Consider the following 20,097-nt stretch of genomic DNA (forward strand, 5'->3'; position numbering starts at 1 on the left):
TCCGGGCTTGTTTTGTTCTCTGGTAGAGCAGAGCAGGCTCAGGGCTACTGAAAGCCCGCTCCGTACCGCTTAGCGGTCGGAGCCGGGTAGTTTACTCTCCGGTATCGGAAGAAACTTGGCAGTAGGATCCGCCCTGAACTACCTTTGTGGGGCTATCGGCCTTAGGGGAAGAAGCAAGAAGCATGTCTCAGAAAAGCCCATCCTTCTTAGAGAAACTGACTGACCTAACCCGCCAAATTGTTGACCGTGCCCGAGGCATCCCAGAAGCTTCTGAATCTCTCGAGAAGCCAGAAGCCTTTAAGTCTTTCTGGAATTCGGTGTCTCAGATACTACAGAAGGACCTCCTAGAGGCGCAGACAGAGTTGGGCCACTGCAACATCCTGGTCATTGGCAAAAGCGGGGTGGGCAAGAGCACCTTGGTCAATGCAGTGTTTAGAGATGAGCTGGCCCGTACCGGTGTTGGCAGCCCCGTCACCCGCCACATTCGTCAGTATTCCAAGCCAGGTTGCCCAATCACCATCTACGATACACCTGGCATGGAACTAGACGGTGAACAGAATCAGCAAGTTCGCCTGGAGGTTTCCCAGCTTATCGAGGAGCTGCGCTTTAAGGATCCTGAACATCACATCCATCTTGTTTGGTACTGCCTCCACCACGAACTGAAGCGGTTGGAGGAAGTTGAACGCAAATGGCTAAAGGAGTTGGAACTCAAAGACGTTCCCGTCATCTTGGTCTTAACCCAATGCTTGGAATATCCCAATCCTGAAGAGAGCGAGTTTTTCCGGTATTTGCAGCATCAAAATTTGCCTGTCCGCTACATTGTTCCCGTTTTGGCCCGCAACAAGGCGATTAACCGGCAAATTACCATTCCTGCCCACGGGCTGGAGCACCTAATTGGCTGCACGCTAGAGCTTTTGCCGGAAGTGGCTCGCCTTGCCTTTATCCGCCAGCAATTGCTGCGGGTGGATCTCAAAGCCGAGGCTGCCTTTAAGTACGTATCAGGCTATGTGGCCAGTGCAGCGTTTATCGGGGCAGTGCCCCTTCCCTTTGCAGATGCCCCTCTGTTGGTTACAGCCCAAGCAGGCATGATTGCCAATATCAGCTTTATTTTTGGCTTCGAGGCTTCCCCTTCTTTTTACTACTCTTTGATAGCCGCTTTGGCAGGCACTACAATTACAACAGCAATCGGGCGAACGATTGTGTCCAACTTGCTGAAGATGATTCCCGGCCCGGGGATTGTAGGCAGCGCTATCCAATCCACTACGGCAGCCACCCTCACTCTCTCTCTGGGCCTGGCCTATATCGAGCTGATGAAGGCCATCGCCCGCGCCAAAATCCAAGGGATCCAGCTATCTCCAGAAGAGATGAAAGATATCTTTATACGCGAGTACCAAAGTTATGTTGCCTCGGGATCCAAAACTCTGAAAGATGACTTTTCATCCTAGCTTTTGCGTAGGTACTGAATCTAGGGCAGGGGAAGGTCGTGGGGTCTCAAACCCAAAGGTGCCATCGACCAGGTAGAGGGGGCGGCCTTTCACTTCTTCAAAAACGCGGCCTAAATACTCGCCAATCACGCCCAAGCTGATCAGCTGGATCCCGCCCAAAAACAAGATCATCACCGCTAAAGAGGCATAGCCAGGTACATCGGAGCCAAAGAGCAAGGTGCGGATGATGAGAAAAAGGCCATACAAAAAGGCTGGAACCGAGATCGCCAACCCTATGTAGCTCCACACCCGCAACGGCCAAGAGCTAAAAGAGGTGATGCCTTCTATGGCTAGGTTCCACAGCCGCCAGTAGTTCCACTGGGTTTTGCCGCGAAAGCGGGGGGCGCGATCGTAAAAAATGGCCGTTTGCCGGTAGCCCACCCAGGCAAAGATCCCTTTCATAAAGCGGGTGCGCTCTCGCAGCTGTTTAACTGCCTCCACCACCTGCCGATCCAGCAGTCGAAAATCCCCCGTATTGCGCGGGATCCGCACCTGGCTGAGTTGATCAATCAACCAATAGAAGCCGTTGGCTGTAAAGCGTTTTAGCCAGCTCTCCCCGCGGCGGCTGCGGCGCACCGCATAAACCACCTGATAGCCCTGCCGCCACTGCTGCAGCATCTCCGGGATCAGCTCCGGCGGATCTTGCAAGTCGGCATCGATGGGAACAACAGCTCGACCAGAGGCGTGATCGAGGCCGGCAGTAAGGGCGATCTCCTTGCCAAAACACCGGGAAAGGTTCACCACTTTGATGCGGGGATCCTGATGGTGAAAGGCGATCAGCTTTTCCAGTGTGTCGTCTTGGCTGCCATCGTTGACGCAGATAATCTCGTAGGGGATCCCCAGCGGCTCCAAGGTAAGTTGCAGGCGTTCGAACAGGTGTTCCAGGTTGTCCGCCTCATTTTTGCAGGGGACAACAACCGATAATTCAACCAACTCAACCGGGGGCTCAGACAACATCGAGAGGTGTCAGAATCGGGATCCCGTAGTTGGCCATCATTGTGCCATCAGGGGGTGGCCGACATCTCCGCCACAATCGAGCGCAGCTCGTCTTCCGAGATGCGGTAGACCTCGTTGCAGAATTGGCAAACCGCTTCTGCCCCCTTGTCGGTGTGGATCATATCGAGCAACTCGTCCCGCCCCAGCATGCGCAGGGCCCCCTTCACTCGGTCGGAATTGCACTTGCAGTAGAAGCGGATGGTGCGCATTTCCGGCGCAATTTTCAGATCCAAGTCGCCCAGGCAGATTTGCAACAGCTCCCGCAAGCCGCCGCCGCAAGCCAACATCGGGCTAAATTCTTCCACTTTGGCCAAACGGGCTTCCATCTCTGGGATCAGACTGGCCGGCGCCCCTGGCATCAGCTGCAACAACACTCCGCCGGCGGCGCGTACCCGCTGTGAGTCGAGATTTACTCCCAGAAGGACTGCCGAGGGAATCTGCTCTGAGGAGGAGAGGTAGTAGGTGATGTCGTCTCCCACCTCTCCCGAAACCAGCTCCACCGCGCTGGTGTAAGGCTGGCCATACCCCAGATCCCGCAGCACATGGAGGTAGCCATAGCGCCCAACGGCTTGGCCCACATCCAACTTGCTCTCGGCAGTGAGAGGAAGCTCAATGGCGGGGTTGCTCACATACCCGCGTACCGTGCCATCCAAGCCGGCATCCACCCAGATGTTGCCCAAGGGGCCATTCCCTTTCAGTTGCAGGTTAATCCGCGCCTGGCGTCGCTTCAAGTTGGCCGCCAGCAACAGGGCTGCGCTCATGGCCCGCCCCAAGGCCACTGTCGCCACATAGGAGAGCTTGTGCCGCTCCCTTGCCTCTTGTACCGCCTGGGTGGCCACCAAGCCCACCACTCGGATTTTGCCTTCTGCCGCCGTGGCCCGGATGAGGTGATCCGGCAGAGATGAGGGCGTACCCTCAGAAATACCTTTCGCTCGCTTCAATCGTTCTGACCCAGAGGCATCCGTCATCGCAACCTCAACGCATGTCTTAAACCAAGCCTGCAGGGATCCCCTGGCGACTCAGCCTTCATTCTAAGTGAGTCTAAGTGAGATTGTAGCCCCTCTCTTGCCGGACTTTGGGGAGGGAACTGCCCTGTCGGGGCGGGAATGGGACTGTCCCTTTTCTGGGAGAGATTTTAAGAAGTGTGAAGATCTGAGATGGCAGACGGCAAGCATATCGGAAAATAACTTGCGGGTATGCTCGTCATACTCTTTAAAAAATCGACTTGAGGATGGATATCCATGAGTGTTGTTACGAAATCGATTGTGAACGCGGACGCGGAGGCCCGCTACCTCAGCCCGGGGGAACTGGATCGGATCAAGTCCTTTGTTGCCTCGGGTGAGAAGCGGTTGCGCATTGCTCAAGTCTTAACCGAGTCTCGTGAGCGCATCGTCAAACAAGCTGCCGACCAGCTCTTCCAGAAGCGCCCTGACATTGTCTCTCCGGGGGGCAATGCCTACGGGGAAGAGATGACGGCGACTTGCCTGCGGGATATGGACTACTACCTGCGCCTGATCACCTATGGTGTCATTGCCGGCGATGTCACCCCAATCGAAGAGATCGGCCTGGTGGGTGTCCGCGAGATGTACAACTCCCTGGGCACACCCATTCCGGCGGTGGCCGAGAGCATTCGTCAAATGAAGCAGGTGGCCATGGGTCTGCTCTCTCCTGACGATGCGGCTGAAGCCGGCTACTACTTCGACTTTGTGGTAGGGGCAATGAGCTAGTCCCTCATTGTTCTTGCCGCACAACCTTTTGCTGTTCACCGATTTGGATTTAGGAAGCTCATCATGCAAGACGCAATTACTGCTGTAATCAACAGCTACGATGTTCAAGGCAAGTATCTGGACAGCTCGGCCATGGAGAAGTTGAAAGCCTTCTTCGCCACAGGCGAGCTGCGGGTGCGGGCGGCTGCCACCATCGCGGCCAATGCCTCCACCATCGTCAAGGATGCTGCTGCCAAGGCGTTGCTGTACTCTGATCTCACCCGTCCTGGCGGCAACATGTACACCACCCGTCGCTATGCTGCCTGCATCCGCGACATGGACTACTACCTGCGCTACGCCACCTACGCCATGCTGGCCGGGGATCCCTCCATTCTGGACGAGCGGGTGCTGAACGGGCTCAAGGAGACCTACAATTCCCTGGGAGTGCCCATTGGGGCAACCATCCAGGCCATCCAAGCCATGAAAGAGGTAACTGCCGCTCTGGTGGGTGCTGAGGCCGGCAAGGAAATGGGGGTGTACTTCGATTACATCTGCTCTGGCCTGAGCTAACTCCCGGCGTCATTGCCTCAGGGGAGGTGCATTCTTCAACGAGCACGGCGGGCGATTTGCCACAGGGATCTGGTGTGCTAGCTGAAGTACGCGAGCTTTCTGGGGTGAGTCGCCTGTTTTGCTGGTCAAGATAGCCCATTTTGTTGTTGAGCGGGGATCCCATATCATGCGCATGTTCAAGATCACGGCCTGTGTGCCCAGCCAAACCCGAATTCGCACCCAGCGGGAGCTGCAAAATACCTACTTCACCAAGCTGGTGCCCTATGAGAACTGGTTTCGGGAACAGCAGCGCATCCAGAAATCGGGTGGCCGCATCCTGAAGGTGGAGCTGGCCACGGGTAAGCCTGGGATGGACGTAGGACTGCTGTAGTTCCCCTATTCGTTCGTTGCTTTCCCTCGGATACTGAGAAATAGCCCTCTGCAGATCCGGTATGCCCAGCTCTGGAAGCTCTGTTCTTGGGGTTGGGGTAGCGGATCTGGCCGTTTTGTAGGGGTGGGGGTAGATGTTGCCTGATGTGCCGACCCGGTTGGAGCCAATCATCGCTGCCCACAACCTGAGCAAGGTTTACCCGGTGGCCGTCAAGGATCCCGGAGTGGTTGGCACCCTGCGCCACTTTTTTCGCCGCACCTATCGCCACATCCCGGCAGTGCAGTCCGTGAGCTTTCAAGTTCAGCCGGGGGAGATGGTGGGATTTTTGGGGCCCAACGGGGCGGGCAAGACCACTACCCTCAAGATGTTGACTGGTTTGATCTATCCGTCCGGCGGCACGGTGCAAGTGGTGGGTCATGTGCCTTACCGCCGGGAGCCGGCGTTTTTGCGGCAGATCACCCTGGTGATGGGGCAGAAGCAGCAGCTCATTTGGGATCTGCCGGCAATGGACTCTTTGCGCATCAACGCTGCCGTTTACGAGATCCCTGAGAAGGAGTTTCGGGAGCGGGTGGGGGAGCTGGCGGAGCTGCTCGACCTAGAAAGCAAGCTGAAGCAACCAGTGCGCAAGCTCTCGCTGGGGGAGCGGATGAAGGCGGAGCTGTTGGCGGCTCTGTTGCACCGCCCGCAGATTTTGTTTTTGGACGAGCCCACCTTGGGGTTGGATGTCAACGCCCAGGCTGGTGTGCGGCAATTTCTGCGGGACTACAACCGCCGCTACGGAGCAACGGTGCTGTTGACCAGCCATTACATGGCCGATATTACTGCGCTGTGCCAACGGGTGCTGGTCATCAACGCGGGGCAGCTCATCTACGATGGCGACCTCGAGGCATTGCTGGAGCGCTTTGCCCCCTACCGAGAGGTGAGGTTGAAATTGGCTCGCCCTTGCCCTGTGGCTCAACTGCAGCTCTATGGAGAGGTGCGCACGGACGGGGATCCGGGCAGCTGTGAGGCGCGGCTGTGGGTGCAGCGGGAGCAGCTCACCCAAACGGTGGCCAAGCTCTTGGCAGAGCTGGATGTGCTGGATCTAACGGTAACCGACCCGCCCATCGAGGAAGTGATCGGGCGGGTGTTTGCGGATGGGATCCCTTCTGGCAGCCCCCAAAGCGTTCGCACCAGCGGTGCAGAGCACCTTTAGATTTTTTGTGTGGCGGCCTCCCGTTGTTCAGGAGTGGAGCGCGCCGCATGCAGCGCAGAGTAGAGCTTGTTGAGGGCATTCATGTAGGCTTGGGCCGAAGCGACGATGATGTCGGTGTTGGCGGCATGGCCGGAAAAGATGCGGTCTTCGTGGCGCAGGCGGATGGTGACTTCCCCAATGGCGTCGATGCCAGCGGTAACCGATTGGACGGAAAACTCGATCAGCTTGTTGGGGATATTGACGATGCGGTTGATGGCCTTGTACACCGCATCCACCGGGCCTGTGCCCACAGCAGCGTCCACCCGCTCTTCTCCTTCCGGGGTTACCAGCCGCACCGTGGCGGTGGGAGCTTCCCGATTGCCACACACCACTTGCACATGCTCCAGGCGGTAGAGTTCGGGCACCGGGCGAGTTTCGTCGTTAACAATCGCTTCCAGATCCAGGTCGGAGATTTCTTTTTTCTTGTCAGCCAGCTCTTTGAAGCGCAAGAAGGCCTTGTTCAGATCCTGCTCCGACAGCTCGAACCCCAGTTCTTTGAGGCGGGTGCGAAAGGCGTTGCGGCCCGAGTGCTTGCCCAACACCAAGGTGCTCGATTGCAGGCCGATGGTCTGGGCATCCATGATCTCATAGGTCTGGCGGTTCTTCAGCATGCCGTCCTGGTGGATGCCGGATTCGTGGGCAAAGGCGTTGGAGCCGACGATGGCCTTGTTGGGCTGCACCAACATGCCAGTGAGGTTGGAGACGAGGCGCGAGGTGCGATAGATCTCCTGAGTTTTGATGTGGGTGAGGGGCTTCTCGGAGTCCACCGGCAGGCCGAAGTAGGGGTTGAAGTAGCTGCGCCGCACATGCAGGGCCATCACCAACTCTTCCAGGGCTGTGTTGCCGGCCCGCTCACCAATGCCGTTGACCGTCACTTCCACCTGACGTGCGCCCTGCTTGATCGCTTCCAAGAAGTTGGCCACCGAGACGCCCAGATCGTCGTGGCCGTGCACAGAAAGGATCGCTTGCTTGATGTTGGGCACATTTTCGCGGATGCCCTTGATCAGTTGGCCGAACTCCTCCGGCATGACGTAGCCGACGGTATCGGGGATGTTGATGGTTTTGGCCCCCGCCCGAATGGCCGCCTCGATGACCTGGTATAGGAACTCTGGGTCAGAGCGGGTGGCATCCATCATGGAGAACTCCACATCCTCCACGAAGGACTTGGCGTAGGCCACCATCTCCTCGGCAATTTGCAGCACTTCGGCGCGGGTTTTGCGCAACTGATACTTCAGGTGAATGTCGGAGGTGGAGATGAAGGTGTGGATGCGGGGCTTGGCAGCGGGCTTCAGGGCTGCAGCGGCTGCCTCAATGTCCGGCTTGAGGGCACGGGCCAGGCTGCAAATCACGGGGCCATCGGGCGTTCCCACTTGCTCGGCCACCTTCTGCACGGCCTCAAAGTCACCGGGGCTGGCATAGGCAAACCCCGCTTCGATGATATCGACGCCCAGCCGGGCCAACTGCCGGGCAATGGCCAGCTTTTCTTCGGTGTTGAGGGTGGCGCCGGGGCACTGCTCCCCGTCTCGCAGGGTGGTGTCGAAAATGAGTACATGATCCAAAGCTTGGCCATCAAACCCGGCGACCGCGGCAGCATCCATAACGGTTACTGGGATAACGAAACACTACCTCATTATTCTGACATTAACTGGCAGGGGTTCTAGCCTTGTTTGGGGAAGATTTGGGTGGGCTCTGTTGAGACGTCATTGGGCTTGGGTCTTGCAACCTTTCCCCTGGGATCCCCAGCGGCGGCAGAAGGAGATGGAGAAAGGTGGATCCCGAAGGCGCAGGCGAGCAGTTGTTCATACTCTTTCTCATCCCTGAGAGGGCGTTCCCGGCGGCCTTCTGGGGTGGTCTCGATCCACTTAAAAGAGCCATTGGCGCGGGCGGTGAGGGTAATCCGTCCGGTCGGAGTGGCCAGGGTGCAAAGGCGCAGCCGGGTAAACATCGATTCTGGCGAAGTTTGGTGAAAGTGGCACATGGGCTCGAACTCCTGCAGGGAGCGTGGGATCCGATCCAGAAGAAATAGAGTTTTCCAGGTGCGATCCGGCTGTTCCTGCTGAACGAGCCAATACCGACGAGCGGTGGGATCCCCTGGCCAAGGGGTGAGGCGGTAGCGTCCTTCAGCCTGGGCCTGAACCCCAGGATCCCCCAGCCGCAACGGCTCGCGAAAGGCCTCCCCATACCCCACATCTGCCAGCCAGGCTTCATCGCCGATGTTCACCTGCACAGCCAAGTGGTCGCACTCAGGCCCAAAGCGGACATCGAACTCCGACCGGCTCACCTGTCCTGAGAGCAGGTGTACCGAAAACCCCATTCCCTGCAAGGCAGCGGCCAGCAGGCTGTTCAGCTCAAAGCAAAAGCCGCCCCGCCGCTCTCGGACGATTTTTTGGAACAAGAAATCCCGCTCCAGGCGAATGGCACGACCCCGATGAATGTCCAGATTTTCAAACGGCACCCGCAGCAGGTGGGCTAGGTGGATCTGGCGGAGGGTTTGCAGGGTGGGCTGGGTGGGGCCAACGTAGCCGATCCGATCCAAGTAGGCCCTGATTTGGGAGGGGGTCAGTGGCTCTAGCATCAGCACAGAAACCGGTTGGCTGCCAAGCAAGCTTTTGGCCTACCCTAGCCTTGCCCCGGATCCCCGGCCAGAGCCAGAAGAACAGTTCACTGGAATCTGAAAGACGGCATCTTTTCCCCGGAGCCGATTTTTCTGTGGCTGTAGGGATCCCTGATGGCCAGGATATGGGCAGAGGATTCTGGTGGACGGCCAGGCCCAAGCTTGCCCAAGATGGTTTACAAGACCGTCCAAAGCAGGTGGGAGCGCTACCGATGGCTGCTGCCCAAAATTTGCTCTCCGATGAGCTTTTTCCCATCACGCTGAAGCTCTTTGCCGTCTATCAAGAAGTAATCGGACAAACCGAGATGCGCCTGCAGGTGAGCCCCGGTACCACCGTCGGGCAGCTGTGCGATCAACTGATCCAGCGCTACCCCAGCTTGGCTCCTTGGCGCTCCCAAACGCGCTTCGGTCTCAACCTCAATTTTGTAGCTGCCGACACTCCCCTATCGGCGGGAGACGAAGTCGTTCTGATCCCTCCGGTCAGCGGGGGCTGAAAAGGCACAGAAGGAGAATGCTACGATAGCGGCAAGAAAAAAAGAAGGCGAAGCGTTACATGGCAGAATATACTCGGTCGATTTCCTTTTATGGGCGGGAAATTGACATCAATATTGGGCTGATGGCCCCCCAGGCAGGGTGTGGGGTTTGGCTGACTTCGGGCGAAACCTCGATTTTGGTTACCGCCACACGGCAGCCAGGCCGGCCTGGCGTTGATTTTATGCCCTTGTTGGTGGATTACGAAGAGCGCCTCTACGCAGCGGGGCGGATCCCAGGGGGATATCTGCGGCGAGAAGGCCGGCCACCGGAACGGGCCACTTTGATCTCTCGCTTAATAGACCGACCCATTCGTCCGTTGTTCCCGGAATGGCTGCGGGATGATGTGCAGGTGGTGGCCACCACCCTCTCTGTAGATGATACGGTGCCGCCCGATGTGTTGTGTATTTTGGGAGCCTCGTTAGCCATTCACGGCGCTCGCATCCCCTTCAATGGCCCCGTGGCGGCGGTGCGGGTGGGCTTGGTCAAGGATGAATTTATCCTCAACCCCACCTATGCCGAAATTGAGGCGGGCGATCTGGATCTGGTGGTGGCCGGCTGTGCCGATGGCGTGATCATGGTGGAAGCCGGGGCCAACCAACTGCCGGAAAAGGATGTGGTGGAGGCCATCGAGTTTGGTTTTGAGGCCATCCAGGAGCTGCTCAAAGCCCAACAGCAAGTCCTGGCGGATCTCAACATCACCCCGGTAGAGCTGCCCCCTCCCCCCAAAGACGAGGAGCTGATTGCCTTTGTAGAAGAGCAGGCTCAGGAGGGCATTCGCTCCATTCTCAGGCAGTTTTTGGACAAGACCAGCCGGGAACAGCAACTGGAGGAGCTCAAGGCCAAGCTGGAGGCCCAAATCCAGGAACGGCCAGAGGGGGATCCCTTGCGGCTCTATCTTCTGGAAAACCCCAAAGAGTTGGACAACCAGTTCAAGGCTCTGCTCAAGAAGCTGATGCGCCAGCAGATCCTGCAAGAGGGGGTGCGGGTGGATGGGCGCAAGCTGGACGAGGTGCGACCGGTCTCTTGCCGGGTGGGTTTGATCCCAAGGGTGCACGGCAGTGCCCTGTTCAACCGCGGCCTCACCCAAGTCCTTTCCATTACCACCCTCGGCACCCCCGGCGATGCCCAGGAGCTGGACGACTTGCACCCGGTGGATGAGAAGCGCTACATGCACCACTACAATTTTCCGGGCTTTTCAGTGGGAGAAACGCGGCCTTCACGCTCCCCGGGGCGGCGGGAGATTGGTCATGGGGCGCTGGCGGAGCGGGCCTTGGTGCCGGTGCTGCCCAAGGAAGAGGAGTTTCCCTATGTGGTGAGGGTGGTGTCGGAAGTGCTCTCCTCCAACGGCTCCACCTCGATGGGATCCGTCTGTGGCTCCACTCTTTCTCTAATGGATGCTGGGGTGCCGATCAAAGCGCCGGTCAGCGGGGTGGCCATGGGTCTTATCAAGGAGGGGGACGAGGTGCGCATCCTCACCGACATCCAGGGGATCGAGGACTTTCTGGGCGACATGGACTTCAAGGTGGCCGGTACGCGGGCGGGGATCACCGCTCTGCAAATGGACATGAAAATCACCGGCATCACCGTTGACGTGGTGGAACAGGCCATCCGGCAAGCCAAGGCCGGACGCGAGTTCATCCTCGACAAGATGCTGGAGACGATTGCTGCGCCTCGACCCCAGTTGGCCAAAACAGCTCCCCGTCTGCTCACGTTCAAGGTGGATCCGGAGGACATCGGCAAGATCATCGGCCCCGGTGGCAAGACCGTGCGCGGCATCACCGAAGCGACAGGGGCCAAGGTGGACATCAGCGACGACGGCACAATCACCGTGTCTTCCTCGGTAGGCGGCCAGGCGGAGGCGGCGCGGGCGATGATCGAAAATCTGGTGCGGCGGGTGGAAGAGGGGCAGGTGTATTTGGGCAAGGTGACCCGCATCATCCCCATCGGCGCTTTTGTGGAGTTTTTGCCCGGCAAAGAGGGCATGATCCACATTTCGCAACTGGCGGAGTACCGCGTCGGCAGGGTGGAAGACGAGGTGGCTGTGGAAGATGAGGTGGTGGTCAAGGTGCGCAGCATCGATCACAAAGGCCGTATCAACCTCACTCGCCTCGGCATTAGCCCTGAGGAAGCAGCGCGGGTGCGCAACCATCACCACTGAGGCTGCGGTTTTCCCCCAGCAACGGGGGGGCCAGGGATCCCCTCGACAGCCGCCGGCAGCGGCCAAAATGGCAGAGAAAACTCCATCGCGACAGCGGTGCGGAGCGCTTTTTAGCTGGCTCGCGTCTGCACTGCCGTTCGTGTGGTCGCGTCAGCGGTGCAAAGCCCTTTGCAATATGCCGGATCCCGTCCCTCCCTTTCTCGTTGGCCAAGGCTATACTTCTCCGGCTCGACCATCCCCCTCCCGGCGGCGGCTGGGCTGGGCGTTGGCTTGGGGCTTGGGTTGGGCTGCTCTGCTTAACCTTTCTGCTCAGCATCCTTTGTTGGTGCGGATGGAGAGCGACGCCCAGGAGTGGCTGTACGCTTGGCGTGGCCCTCAGCAGCCTTCTCCCGAGGTGGTGATCGTCGGCATTGATGGTCGTATAGGACTCGATCGCGACAGCGGTGCGGAGCACGTTCCCGCTAACGGGAACAGCGGACAGGGGGAAAGCAATGGCCGCACCAGTGGTGCAGAGCACCTTGGCCAACATCAAGTTGACTTCCTTCTGGAACGGGCCAACTACGCCGGCCTGACGTTGCGTCTACTGGAAGAAGCTGAGGCCAGGGTGGTGGTGCTAAACCTGCCCAGCAGCTTTGTGGTACCTCAAAACCTGGGCAACGAGAACTTAGATGCCCCTCTGCGTCAGGTGGTGCAGCGCTACCCAGATCGCTTGGTCCTGGCCACCCGCAGCAGCGAGAGCTTTGGCCGCTCCGAGATTAACATCTACAACCATTTTCTGCCCTTCTCTTCTCTGCGGCTGGAGTACCTGGTGCCGCCAGAGCATGTGCAGGGGGTGGTGCAATATCGGGTGGATAGGGCCGGGATCCTGCGCCAGGCCCAGTTGCGGGGGCTCTACCTGCGCCGCGACAGCCAAGAGGAGCAGATGTTCGCCTCGGTCGAGGCTCTGGCTTTTGCCAAATACGACCCGGAGCGGGCCAGCCGCTGGTTTCGCGAGCGGGGGTTGCAGCCGATCCAATTCAACCCCCTCGGATCCCAGCACGGGATCCCCATCATCCCCATCGAACGGGTTTGCCCTCCAGCTGTTCTCCAGGCAGGATCCGGGTCTTTTGCCCCGATGATCAACCCCAGCCAAGCCTGCCGCGGCCAAGAAGGGATCCCTCCCCTCGATCCCGAAGTTGCCGACCAATTGCGGGACAAAATTGTCCTGGTGGGTTTTGTGGGCGGCTACCCCGAAACCTTCCCAGTGCGGACTGCGGATGGATCCCAGATTGCGGCGGTGGAGCTGCAGGCGCAAGTCCTCTCCAGCCTGCTCACCGGGGAGGTCTACCAATCCGTGCCGGGGGGGGTGGCGGTTGCGGTGGTCTTGCTGCTGGGAGTGGGAACGGGACTGCTTTTGGTGCTTTATCGTCCCCCCCTACGTTCGCGTCAGCGGTGCGGAGCACTTTTGAGCCATTGGGGCTGGAAGCAACAGCAGTTTCTCCTGCGACCCATGGTAGGGCTTGCCGTTTACGAAGGGTGGGCTGTGGCCCAGTTTCTGCTGTGGCGTTGGGTTTGGCCTCTCGTCTTGCCGGCCCTGGCCAGTGGGCTAACGGGGGTAAGCCTGCTGCTCACTTTGATCATTGTGGAGAATCAGGAGCGGCTCTTGGCCCAACAGCAGGAATTGGAGCGTCTGCGTCGGGCCGAACAGGAGGCCGCCATTGACCAGGCTCGCAAGCTGCTCTACCGAGTAGCCACCGACATTCACGATCGCGAGCTGCAGGAGCTGAAGGTGGTGATGGACAACTTGGAGAGCTTGCAATGGCAGCAGCACCAGGGAAAAGCTCCCGATCCCACCGTCTACGACCACCTGCTCGAGCAACTGGAGAGGATCGGACGCGGGATCCGGAATCAGCTCAACGATGTGCGCACTCTAGCTGCCAAGCTGCGCATCTCCCCCAGCTTACGAGAAGGGCTGCATCGAGGCATCGAGATCTATCTGGATGAACTGATCCAATCGGGCAGCCTAACGCTATCTGTAGAGCGGCAACTGCAACCGCTGCAGGAGCCCAACACCGGCGAGTGGTTTGATCAGCGAGAAGACATCTTGCGCTTTTTGCGGGAGGCCATCGGCAATGTCATCGCCCATGTACAACCCCCCAAAGGCAATGCTTCCTTTGTCAAGGTGTCGCTGGCCCAAACGGAGCGCCACTGCTGCCTTTCCGTGGTCAACGATGGTATCGAGTACGCTCCCGGCCTCAGCGGCGGCTACGGCAGCAAGGCCATGAACACCATCGCCCGCTATCTACCCAAGGGATCCTGGCATCGCACCCGCACCCCGGAAGGCCACACCCATGTCGAGCTGCACTGGGAGATGCCGCTCTGAAAGACCTACACAGCACTGAACAGAACAGATTTTTGCTCAGCGCTGTTGCTTTCTTCCTGCTTCAGCAACCCTTGACTAGCGGTAGGTTTTAGACCTACCACCCCGCCAGAGGAGTCTCCACAGGCGTTAGCTTGTCGGGGTGTGGGGTTAGCTAAGCCCCGCACTGTACCCGTAGCGTCAGTGTCGGGATACAGATACCCCCACATGGTGTATGGTGAGAGTAGTTGCACAAAACGGCTTTTGCCGGAATCTGGTGCAGCTACGCGGTGGGACATCCCGTGTCTGCTCGCAGAGGGTTCTTGCGTAGGCTCCCCAATGAAGCGAGAAGCCCACACTGTACCCGTAGGGTCAGTGATGGGAGTATGTCACTTCCCCCAGAGCTTGGGGTACATTTCAAACGGTAGCTGGGGTCTAGAAACATAAACCTAACCACCCGCTCCCTGCACACTCGCACAACTGCCTAGCGTTTGCACATCAGGTTGTAGAGAACTGTGCAGCAAAGTGAGGACTCCGTCCCACTATCGCGAACAGTCAATCGGCGATTAGAGACAGCCCTCTTCCTAGGAAGCGCTCTTTGGCTTATCGGCCCAGGGATTGCAGCCAGCCGAGCAGGGTGGTACCGGACAGAGCTTCAAACAGGATCAGGGCAACAAAGCCGATCATTGCCAAACGCCCGTTCAAGCGCTCTGCATATTCGGTGAAGCCCACGCGGGGGGTGCTGTCCACATACATTTCCGGCTCGATGGCGTAGTTGTTCAGCCGACCACCTTCTTCGACGACAACGGAGCGATATCGGGTCATAGGGTTCTCCTCGTGCTTTCTTTCCCAGCGTAGCTCGCTTTGCGTAGGATTGTAAAGTTTTATTTACAACGTTAATGCCCAACGCTCCGAGCTGCCGGGCAGAGTTCAACCAGGCCAGGAACAGCCTGTAAGCAGGGTTGTGGCTCTTGTCCCAGTACAGGGGAGCTGATAATAGCAAGGGGACTGGAGGACAACCATGTCGGTGCTGGAACAGTTAAATATGCTGCTGGATGGCCAGCCGGTGGCCAGCTTGGCGGTGCTGGAGCAGGGATCCCCGGCGGTGTCGTTGGTGCCTTTTGTGGTGCAGCGGGATCCCTTGCGCTTTGCCATTGTCATCAGCGATCTTTCTGGCCACACCCAGGCTTTGCGGGCGGATCCCCGGGCCGCGCTACTCATCCACGAGCCGCCTACGCCAGGGGATCCCCGCAGTAACCATGCCCTGCCGCGGGTGATGGTGAGCGGAGAAGCCCAGTTTCTCAGCCGCGAGGAGGCGCAGGCGCAGGGGTTTGAAGCCCTCTACCGCGCCAAGTACGAGATTGCCGAGATGATCCTGGGCTTGGCGGATTTTCACTTCTGTCAGATCGTCCCCAAAGCTGGCAGCTTCATCCAGGGGTTTGGCCAGGCATTCCGGCTGAGGGGCCCCAACCTGGATCAACTGGAGCACCTTGGTCGGGCGTAGATTATGAGAATTCCAAGGGCAGCCCGCGCCATCCTTGAGCCCAGGGAAGCTCTTGCTGCGCCGCTTCCTAGCTCCCCTCTTCTGGGGGGAGAGAATGGAGTCCTTTCTCAGGTTTTCGGGTGGGATCCCGGATCCAATCCAAAAGCAGCGGGTTGACCAGCTCGGGGGCTTCATCCTGGGGGCAATGGCCGACCCCCGGCAATGGGATGAACCCCACCACGCAAGGAAACTCTGCCAGGGCCTGCCCCAGAGCAATGGGTTCCCAGGGATCCGCTTCCCCCCACAAGATCAAGACGGGACAGGTGAGCTGAGGCAAGAGATCTTCAGCCAAAGGCCCCTGAGAATAGCGCACAAAGGCCAAAAAGACCTCTGCCGCCCCCGGCTCCAAAGCGGGTTTGAGCAAAAGCTGGATCAGCTCCTCGGTAACCGCTTCTTTGCGCCCGTAGGCTTGGAGGAGGATATTGCGAATGGCCCTAGCCTGGGCCACCTGAGCAAAGAAGAAACGACCAAAGGGGGGCCACCCCAGCAGGGATTGCAGCAAAGGGGTAAACTGGCGGCGCAGCCAGGAGACCTGGCCCCGTTTCCGCTCGTGCAATAGCCGCAGCGAGGGATCCAACATCGCCACCCCCAAAACCTGGGCCGGATCCAGAACCGCCGCCTGCAAAGCCACAATGCAGCCAATCGAGTTGCCCACCAGATAGACTGGCTGGCCCACCACCTCTCGGACAAAGTCTGCCACCAGGGATCCCCAGGTCTCGAAGGTGTAGGGCAAAGGGGATCCCGGCAGGGGCTTGGCGGATCCCCCAAACCCCAACAAATCGACCGCATACACCTGACAGTGCTGCCCCAGCTCCGGCAAATTTTTCCGCCAATGGTCGCTGCTGGCCCCAAAGCCATGGATGAGCAACACGGCTGGGCCTGTGGATCCCGACTGTTGGTAGCGAATGGGCTGGTCACGCCAGAGCCAGCGATGCTCTGTGTTCGCGTTGGCGCTGCATGGCAACATGGGGGTGCAGTGTAGGTTTGAGTCAGCGTTGCGATCCTAACCGTTCGCGACAGCGGGACAAAGTCCTTGTGATCGGGGCAACTGAGAGTACTGGCGGAGGGTGGCCCCCTTCCACCCGTTGGCGCACTTGAATCGAGGAACAAGGATCGGCCTTCCTCTGAGTTGGGTGATCCCAAGGGGCACCACCAAGCGGCTACAACATCCCATCTCAAGCTTCCGGGAGAAAGTGGGGAATACTGGCAGTTGAGGGTTTTGCGGTGGGTCGGCTTTGGTTTGGCTAGTTGGCCTCAGCTTGTTTGGTAGCGCTTTTTGCCTCTTCTGGGGACAGTTGCTGCTGGGCAAGTTGCTGTTGCCGCTGTGGGGGGGATCCCCCCTGGTGTGGAATACCTGCCTGGCCTTTTTTCAGGCCACCCTGCTTTTGGGCTACCTGTGGGCAGATCGGCTGGGGCGCGGCCTCAATCCCAGGATGGGGGTGCTGATCCACGGGATCTTGCTGCTGGTCGGGCTGAGGCTTCTGCCCTTTCAATTGGGGATCCCCGGCCAACCGGAAGGATGGTGGCCCCCTCTCGCTCTGTTGGCAAACTTGACTTTGGGAGCTGGGGTGCCGCTGTTTCTCCTGTCGGCGACGACGCCGTTGCTGCAACGGGGGTTGGCGGCAAGAGGGGTCGCGGGGCAACGGGAGGCTTTGGATCCCTATTTTCTCTATGTGGCCAGCAATGCCGGCAGCTTGGGCGGGCTGCTGGGGTACCCGCTGTTGTTGGAGCCCCGCCTGTCTTTGGCTTGGCAAACTCACCTGTGGACGGGATCCTACGCGCTGGTGGCAGCCCTGGTGCTGCTGAGCGGGGTGGGTCTGCTGCTCGGTCGCAACGGCGTTGCCGAGCCACAAGAACGTGGGGCGGATTCCCAGGGATCCGGCGCTGCTCTGGGGGATTTGACTGTTTCCTGGCGAGAGCGTTGGCGCTGGGCGGGGCTGGCTTTTTTGCCGGCGGGCCTGTTGGTGGCGGTCACCACTCTGTTGACCACCGACGTGGCGGCGGTGCCCCTGTTGTGGGCCATCCCCCTGGGGATCTATCTGCTGACATTCATGCTGGCTTTCGGGGGGATCCACCCCAATAAGGGGGTTTTGGGAACAACAGCTCTTCTGGCCTGCGGGGCGGTGGGGGTACAGGTCTTGGGCTGGGTGAGGCCCGGTTTTTTGCTTCTGCCGCTGCATCTGATCACCTTTGGGCTGGTGAGCTGGGGCTGCCACAGCCGGTTAGCTTGCCGTCGCCCGCCGGTGAAGCAGTTGACGCAGTTTTACCTGTGGCTGGCTTTGGGGGGGAGTTTGGGGGGAATGTTCTCTGCCCTCTTGGCACCGCAGGTGTTCGAGACGGTGCTGGAATATCCCCTGTTGCTGGGGATGTCGCTGGCCGTGCTGGGGGCGCAGGGGGGGCGGGTGGGCCTGTGGCTGGGGCTGGGGCTGCTCCTGCCTTTGCTGCTGTTGCACTTTCAGCCGCAGGCGTTGCTGCAGGTGGGCGCTGGGGTGGGTTTGGCGTTGGGCTGGGCGGTGCTGGCGCTGTTGGTGTCAGGGGAGAGCCGTTCACAGCAGCAGAGCGGAGCCCCTGGCTGGCAGGCCAAGGTCGGTTGGGTGGGAGCAATGGCGGGGTTGGTTGTGCTGCTGGGGCAACCCTGGCTGCAGCCGGGACTGCAGGTGATCCACAGCGAGCGCAGCGCCTTCGGCCTCAACCGGATCGTGGAATACCAAACTGAGCAGGGATCCTTTCGTGGCCTTCTGCACGGCACCACTCTACACGGCAGCCAAAACTTGGATCCGGAAAAAGCGCTGGAGCCGCTGACCTATTTTTCTCGGTCTGGGCCGGTTGGGCAGGTGTTTGCGGCGTTCAGAGCCCAGACTGTGGATCCCACGCCCGCCATTGCGGTGTTGGGGCTGGGGATCGGCACGTTGGCCGCCTATGCCGAGCCAGGGGATGAGTGGACGTTTTTCGAGTTGGATCCCACCGTGGCCGATTGGGCGAGCCGCTATTTTTCCTATCTCCGGTGGGCCCAGACGCGGGCGCGGGTGCAGGTCATCCTCGGTGATGCCCGGCTCAGCCTCAAGGGGATCCCAGAGGGCAGCTATGACCTGATGGTGATGGACGCCTTCAGCTCTGACGCAGTGCCGGTGCATTTGCTCACGCAAGAGGCTTTGGCCCTCTACCTCAGCAAGCTCAAGCCCCAGGGCTGGCTGCTCTTCAACATCACCAACCGCCACCTCGACTTGGCCCCGCTGTTGGCCGGCCTGGCCGGATCCCTGCAGCTTCACGCTTGGCACCAAGACCACCGGGATCTCTCCCCTGAGCAACGCCAGGCGGGGCTGGCCCCTTCCCACTGGGTGCTGTTATCGCCGCGCGACGCTTCGACGACCGCCTCAGCAGGGCGGAGCCCTTTGGCCCAAAACTCTGGAGTCCTGCAGGAACTGGATCCCTGGCAGCCCCTTTTGCCCCAAGCCGGGGATCCCGTCTGGCGGGATGATTTTTCCAACCTGCTGCAGGTGATCCGTTGGCCCCGGATCCCTTTGCTAAAGGGTATCCAGATCCCCAGTTCTGGATAGGAATCCGGCTGCTATCGCTACGCGACCCTTCGGCAAACGTGTTAGCGTTGCGGAGCAGAAAAGTTAAGGAAATCTTTACAACTCGAAGTTGGTATGAGTTATGATTGTTTGCAACGTAACTGATGTCTGCTCGGGAGTCCGGCCCATGTCTCCTCTACAAGCCCTCACTGGCAATCCTCAAACCACCATGGCTGAAACCTCTGCGGCTCGTTTCGTGGCAATCGGGGGCAGCTTGCGGCCCAATTCCCTGACGTACCAGGCGCTGGAGGTGGCGCGGCGCGAGTTTGAGAAGTTGGGGATCCCGTTGCACATCCTCGATCTGCGGCAGATGAAGTTGCCCTTTGTGGATGGCTCGGAGTCCTATGCGGATTATCCCGATGTGGCAGTCCTACGAGCAACCATGAAGCGGGCGGATGGGATCATCCTAGCCAGCCCGGAGTACCACGGCGGCATCAGCGGCAGCCTGAAAAATGCCCTGGATCTGTTGAGCTTTGAGCAACTGGAGGGCAAGGTCTTCGGGTTGATCAGCGTTTTGGGCGGCGAGAGCAACAGCAATACCCTGAACCAGATGCGCTTGATTGTGCGTTGGGTGCATGGCTGGGTAATCCCCGAGCAGATCGCCATCGGTCGGGCTTGGAGCGCTTTTGACGAGCAAGGCAATCTCAAAGACGAGAAGCTAAAACAGCGCTTTCAACACTTTGTCCAGAGCTTGGTGACCCATACTCACAAGCTGCGCGGGATCCCAGTGGTGAAGCCTTCCTGAAATTACAGTCATTCCAAACTAGATTGAGACACTCTCCAAGCGTTCCGCGACCAACCCCAGGGAAGTTAGGAAGCCATGAAGGACGGCTGCAGACAGACTACACTGGGGCTGGGTGAGAGATGAAAACCAAATCTTTCACCAAATTTTCGGGCTGGAGGCCCGCACCATAGCCGCAGGCTTGGTGTCGGGAGGAAAGCCCTCCTCCATATAGGTTTGCTGGTCAAAAGTCT

The 20,097-nt window shown here is 59.2% G+C and carries 17 protein-coding genes; 11 read left to right on the forward strand and 6 right to left on the reverse strand.

What is annotated here, in order from left to right:
- Positions 1-182 precede the first annotated feature (182 nt).
- The gene (locus ACVWZU_RS12350) at positions 183-1,445 is read left to right on the forward strand and encodes a YcjF family protein (protein WP_457396359.1); all 1,263 of its coding nucleotides are present in this window, start codon (positions 183-185) and stop codon (positions 1,443-1,445) included.
- Here ACVWZU_RS12350 and ACVWZU_RS12355 read toward each other — a convergent pair.
- Both ACVWZU_RS12355 and hslO read right to left on the reverse strand, forming a co-directional pair.
- Positions 1,437-2,441: a glycosyltransferase family 2 protein gene (locus ACVWZU_RS12355; protein ID WP_457445179.1), complete on the reverse strand. Its 1,005-nt coding sequence runs from the start codon at positions 2,439-2,441 to the stop codon at positions 1,437-1,439. The genes ACVWZU_RS12350 and ACVWZU_RS12355 overlap by 9 nt on opposite strands.
- Before the next feature lie 47 nt (positions 2,442-2,488).
- The gene (hslO, locus tag ACVWZU_RS12360; protein ID WP_414406715.1) at positions 2,489-3,379 is read right to left on the reverse strand and encodes an Hsp33 family molecular chaperone HslO; all 891 of its coding nucleotides are present in this window, start codon (positions 3,377-3,379) and stop codon (positions 2,489-2,491) included.
- Between the two features lie 342 nt (positions 3,380-3,721).
- On the opposite strand from hslO, the gene ACVWZU_RS12365 reads away from it, so the two are divergent.
- The 4 genes from ACVWZU_RS12365 to ACVWZU_RS12380 all read left to right on the forward strand — a co-directional run bounded on the left by ACVWZU_RS12365 (position 3,722) and on the right by ACVWZU_RS12380 (position 6,321).
- Positions 3,722-4,207: a globin family protein gene (locus ACVWZU_RS12365; protein WP_414331342.1), complete on the forward strand. Its 486-nt coding sequence runs from the start codon at positions 3,722-3,724 to the stop codon at positions 4,205-4,207.
- Between the two features lie 63 nt (positions 4,208-4,270).
- A complete protein-coding gene (apcB, locus tag ACVWZU_RS12370) occupies positions 4,271-4,756 on the forward strand; it encodes an allophycocyanin subunit beta (protein ID WP_011433054.1) in 486 nt (161 codons plus the stop codon).
- Between the two features lie 166 nt (positions 4,757-4,922).
- On the forward strand, positions 4,923-5,126 hold the full coding sequence (locus ACVWZU_RS12375) for a phycobilisome linker polypeptide (protein WP_011433055.1): 204 nt from the start codon (positions 4,923-4,925) through the stop codon (positions 5,124-5,126).
- Positions 5,127-5,259: 133 nt separating this feature from the next.
- On the forward strand, positions 5,260-6,321 hold the full coding sequence (locus tag ACVWZU_RS12380; protein WP_457445181.1) for an ABC transporter ATP-binding protein: 1,062 nt from the start codon (positions 5,260-5,262) through the stop codon (positions 6,319-6,321).
- Here the strand turns inward: ACVWZU_RS12380 and ACVWZU_RS12385 are convergent.
- Both ACVWZU_RS12385 and ACVWZU_RS12390 read right to left on the reverse strand, forming a co-directional pair.
- Complete coding sequence (locus ACVWZU_RS12385) at positions 6,318-7,958, reverse strand: 2-isopropylmalate synthase (protein WP_457445183.1); 1,641 nt, start codon at positions 7,956-7,958, stop codon at positions 6,318-6,320. The genes ACVWZU_RS12380 and ACVWZU_RS12385 overlap by 4 nt on opposite strands.
- Positions 7,959-8,017: 59 nt before the next feature.
- A complete protein-coding gene (locus ACVWZU_RS12390) occupies positions 8,018-8,935 on the reverse strand; it encodes an arylamine N-acetyltransferase family protein (RefSeq protein ID WP_457445185.1) in 918 nt (305 codons plus the stop codon).
- Positions 8,936-9,186: 251 nt separating this feature from the next.
- Here ACVWZU_RS12390 and ACVWZU_RS12395 point away from each other — a divergent pair, with 251 nt between their 5' ends.
- The 3 genes from ACVWZU_RS12395 to ACVWZU_RS12405 all read left to right on the forward strand — a co-directional run bounded on the left by ACVWZU_RS12395 (position 9,187) and on the right by ACVWZU_RS12405 (position 14,028).
- Complete coding sequence (locus ACVWZU_RS12395) at positions 9,187-9,468, forward strand: MoaD/ThiS family protein (protein ID WP_457445187.1); 282 nt, start codon at positions 9,187-9,189, stop codon at positions 9,466-9,468.
- Between the two features lie 59 nt (positions 9,469-9,527).
- Positions 9,528-11,666, forward strand: a complete 2,139-nt coding sequence (locus ACVWZU_RS12400) for a polyribonucleotide nucleotidyltransferase (protein WP_457445189.1) — start codon at positions 9,528-9,530, stop codon at positions 11,664-11,666.
- Positions 11,667-11,841: 175 nt separating this feature from the next.
- On the forward strand, positions 11,842-14,028 hold the full coding sequence (locus ACVWZU_RS12405) for a CHASE2 domain-containing protein (protein WP_457445191.1): 2,187 nt from the start codon (positions 11,842-11,844) through the stop codon (positions 14,026-14,028).
- 579 nt (positions 14,029-14,607) lie between these two features.
- On the opposite strand, the gene ACVWZU_RS12410 is transcribed toward ACVWZU_RS12405, so the two are convergent.
- Positions 14,608-14,829, reverse strand: coding sequence for a high light inducible protein (locus ACVWZU_RS12410; protein ID WP_414349692.1), 222 nt, complete (start codon positions 14,827-14,829; stop codon positions 14,608-14,610).
- Positions 14,830-15,025: 196 nt separating this feature from the next.
- Between ACVWZU_RS12410 and ACVWZU_RS12415 the strand changes: the two genes are divergently transcribed.
- Complete coding sequence (locus ACVWZU_RS12415) at positions 15,026-15,508, forward strand: pyridoxamine 5'-phosphate oxidase family protein (RefSeq protein WP_457384360.1); 483 nt, start codon at positions 15,026-15,028, stop codon at positions 15,506-15,508.
- Between the two features lie 67 nt (positions 15,509-15,575).
- Here the strand turns inward: ACVWZU_RS12415 and ACVWZU_RS12420 are convergent, their stop codons facing one another.
- Positions 15,576-16,514, reverse strand: a complete 939-nt coding sequence (locus tag ACVWZU_RS12420) for an alpha/beta fold hydrolase (protein WP_457445194.1) — start codon at positions 16,512-16,514, stop codon at positions 15,576-15,578.
- Between the two features lie 268 nt (positions 16,515-16,782).
- Here ACVWZU_RS12420 and ACVWZU_RS12425 point away from each other — a divergent pair, with 268 nt between their 5' ends.
- Positions 16,783-19,104, forward strand: coding sequence for a spermidine synthase (locus tag ACVWZU_RS12425; protein WP_457445196.1), 2,322 nt, complete (start codon positions 16,783-16,785; stop codon positions 19,102-19,104).
- Between the two features lie 187 nt (positions 19,105-19,291).
- On the forward strand, positions 19,292-19,867 hold the full coding sequence (locus tag ACVWZU_RS12430; RefSeq protein WP_457445198.1) for an NADPH-dependent FMN reductase: 576 nt from the start codon (positions 19,292-19,294) through the stop codon (positions 19,865-19,867).
- Positions 19,868-20,097: the final 230 nt, after the last annotated feature.

This window comes from Thermostichus sp. MS-CIW-26, assembly GCF_054059115.1.